The organism is Streptomyces sp. NPDC051020 (genome assembly GCF_040683105.1).
Lineage (GTDB): Bacteria > Actinomycetota > Actinomycetes > Streptomycetales > Streptomycetaceae > Streptomyces.
The window spans coordinates 1-3,154 of the sequence record NZ_JBFBCG010000194.1 but is presented as its reverse complement, the minus strand read 5'-3'; the positions used below and the strand labels follow the sequence as shown (position 1 = coordinate 3,154).

2 protein-coding genes and 1 pseudogene are annotated in these 3,154 nt (G+C 66.1%); 2 read left to right on the top strand and 1 reads right to left on the bottom strand.

Annotation, left to right across the window (positions count from 1 at the left end; translation table 11 throughout):
- Nucleotides 1-124: 124 nt before the first annotated feature.
- Nucleotides 125-742: a TetR/AcrR family transcriptional regulator gene (locus AB0N06_RS38435; RefSeq protein WP_366139313.1), complete on the bottom strand. Its 618-nt coding sequence runs from the start codon at nt 740-742 to the stop codon at nt 125-127.
- A 432-nt stretch (nt 743-1,174) separates the two neighbouring features.
- Between AB0N06_RS38435 and AB0N06_RS38430 the strand changes: the two genes are divergently transcribed.
- Both AB0N06_RS38430 and AB0N06_RS38425 read left to right on the top strand, forming a co-directional pair.
- Entirely contained in the window at nt 1,175-1,681 is a 507-nt protein-coding gene (locus tag AB0N06_RS38430; RefSeq protein ID WP_366139312.1) for a transposase, read from the top strand.
- A gap of 612 nt (nt 1,682-2,293) precedes the next feature.
- Nucleotides 2,294-3,067: pseudogene (locus AB0N06_RS38425) on the top strand (reverse transcriptase N-terminal domain-containing protein); the annotation flags it as partial.
- Nucleotides 3,068-3,154 lie beyond the last annotated feature (87 nt).

Sequence of the window (3,154 nt, the reverse complement as noted above, 5' to 3'; positions counted from 1 at the left end):
CTGCGAGAAGTTCGGCCACTACCGCACGTACGAGAGCAGCCGCTGCTTCGCCAAACCGCTTCAGGAGTCGTGATCCAGGTCCTGTCCCGGTCCATTCGTCGCAAACCGGAAGCTCTGAGGCCAGTCAGGCGGTCGTTGCCGACTCGAGTTCGCGGATCCCCAGCAGAGCCAGACCATTGCGCCACAGCGTGTCCAGGCGACCGGTGTTGTTGTAGAGCTTGGCGAACAGCACCTGCCCCTCCAACTGCGCCACCACTGACCGCGCAGCCTCGTTCACATCCGCCACCGCGACCTCACCGCGCGCCTGCGCCTGAACGACGACCTTCTCCACCATCTCCACCTGCGCCTCGAAGATCGTCTGAAGGCGCTCGCGGATCGGCGCGGTCTGATTGCTCATTTCCAGCGTCAGATTCCCGAACATGCAACCCGACACGGTCCCGCAGCTCTGCTGCCCGGCCCGCAGCCCCGCCTCGGTCTCCTCGAACAGCTGCCGCAGCCGCTGCAGCGGCTCCGCGTCACCGCCCAGGATCCGCTCCCAATCCCCGCGCTGGATACGCCAGTGCTCATCGAGTACCTCGAGCGCCAGGGCCTCCTTGGAGTCGAAGAAGTAGTAGAAGCTGCCCTTAGGCACGCCCGCGGCCTTGCAGATGTCGGCCACGCCCAGGGCCGAATAGCCGCGTGACTCGATCAGCCCCTGCGCGGCGGCGAGAATCTTCTCTCTGGCGTCGCTGGTCCTTCCCATGCGCCCAGTGTACGATCCCAGGCAATAGACCGGTCGTCTAATTGCCCCGGCATCGACCCATCGCTCCCCGCCCGCAGCGCCAGCGAGTCCGAACCATGGAATACTCGAACACATGAGCGACTTCGAGAGCGTGAAGCCCGCCGACCGGCCCGAGCGAGTCGTGTGACTGAGCATCCGAAATGGCGGATGAGTAAAGCATCTGGCGGAGCGGCGCAAGGCGAACGCAGCCCGACTTGCGACGACGACAGTGGGCATTGTCAGGTTGAGCGAGAGGCTTCCGGTTCTTGGCGTGCTGAGGCCGTTCCAGGCCGCTCTGCCCGGTGCGGGTGTGGTTCAGGCCATCAGGACGGGGTGTCCGGCGGTGGCAGTGATCTCGTTCCAGATGGTGAAGCGGTCCTTCGTGGCGGTGCGGTACTCGGGGGCGAACATTAGGTGGCGGCCGGGGCGGAAGTGCGGGGGCTGGCCCGGCGCATGGTGCTGCGGTCCCTTGCCGCGCCGCTGCCCATTACCTGGGTCACCGCGGACGCTGCCTATGGACAGGAGAGCCGCTTTCGTCGACTGCTGGAACAGTCGGGCGTCGGTTACGTGCTGGCTGTGCCCAAGTCCCAGTTCACCGTGGGCTGTCCCCGCATCGAGGGTTTGTTCGCACAGGCACCGGACGAGGCATGGGAGAAACTCTCATGCGGCAACGGTGCGAAGGGACCACGCGTCTACCACTGGGCGGCCGTGCGGCTGCCGGCCGTTGCCGAGTTCGATTACCAAGGCGACGTCCCCCACCGGATGCGGTTGGCACTGGCCCGCCGCAGCATCCGCAAGGCCGACGAGATCGCCTACTACCTCGCCTACGCCCCCTTGGAGACCACCGTTCAGGAGCTGGTCAGGATCGCCGGGTCGCGCTGGGCGATCGAGGAGTGTTTCGTGCGACACGAGGCTGCTTGAGCTGAGTGGACTCACCGGTGAGGAGGTTCCGTTGAGGAAGGTGTAGTTCCGGGCCAGTGTCCAGGGCCTGTCCCCGCCCCGGCGTGCGTTCCTGGTAACGGGAGGGTGCGAAGCCCGGGGGAAAAGCCCAAGGGCTCCCGTTCCATCCGGGGGCTACAGGCAAGGGGAATGAGCGGACGGGTGAATGCGAATGAACCCTTGGCTATGCCTCGTAACTTCGAACCTCGCCGATGGGATGTTCCAGCGGGGTACAGGACTGGCCGCAGAGAAGCGGCAGGCGCCGGCTGAAGAGAAGCAGTCAGCCGGGAGGACACCGCCGTCCCGGGGTAGAGAGGGCACCCACCCCGCTCGCATCTCGCTCATGCAGAACGTGGAAACCCCGCAAGGGTCCCGGCCATGTGCCGGGTAGGCCGACCGTGAGGAACGCTCAACTCCCTGGCGGGAACAGGATGACCCAAGAAGCGAATGCCGGTGGCCGAAAGGCAGCAGGAAACCGAGACGGTGAAGCTGGCCCCTCCAGCCGATCGTCTCGCATAACTGGCCGGACAGGGCCCAAGTGGCCTGACCCGAAAGGGTGCTGACGTGGGTCAGGTGAGCCTGCGAAAGAGGACGATGGCAACGACAGCAGAGTCGAAGGACACGTTGGACGCCACGTCGCCGAGCGGCACGGTGAACGAACCGGAGGGCGAACTCCTCAACTGGCACGAGGTCGACTGGGCCGAAGCCGAGGAGAACGTACGTCGTCTGCGCCAGCGCATCTTCGCGGCATCGCAGGCCGGGGACCTGAGAAAGGTCCGCAACCTGCAGAAGCTGATGCTCCGCAGCCACAGCAACACGCTCGTGAGCGTGCGGCGGGTCACGGAGATCAACGCCGGTCGCCGGACGGCGGGCATCGACGGGCGGGTCGTGCTCACGGCCCCGGGCAAGGCCGAGTTGGCCACCTGGGTCCAGCACCGCTACGCCCCGTGGAAGCCCAGGCCCGCCCGGCGCGTGTACATCCCCAAGAGCAATGGAAAGCGGCGTCCCCTCGGGATTCCCGTGATCGTTGACCGCGTCCTGCAAGCCAGGACGGTCAACGCGCTGGAACCCGAGTGGGAGGCCCGGTTCGAACCCAAGTCCTACGGGTTCCGGCCGGGCCGGGGCTGTCAGGACGCGATCCAGGCGATCTTCACTGTCGCGCACGGGAAGAATCCGAAGCGGCAGTGGGTCCTGGACGCGGACCTGGCGGCGGCATTCGACCGCATCGATCACGAGCACCTCATCAAGATGCTGGGAACGTTCCCTGCCCGGGGAACGGTCGCCCGCTGGCTGAAGGCCGGGGTCATTGAGAAGGAGTGCTTCACCGCCACCGAGGAGGGAACTCCTCAAGGCGGCGTGGTCACGCCCCCAACGCAATGGGCAACTTCTGTTTCGAGGTGACGCTCGGCTACCGGCGCTTGGAACTCCTTCCTCGCGCGGAGGGTAAGGAGCGTC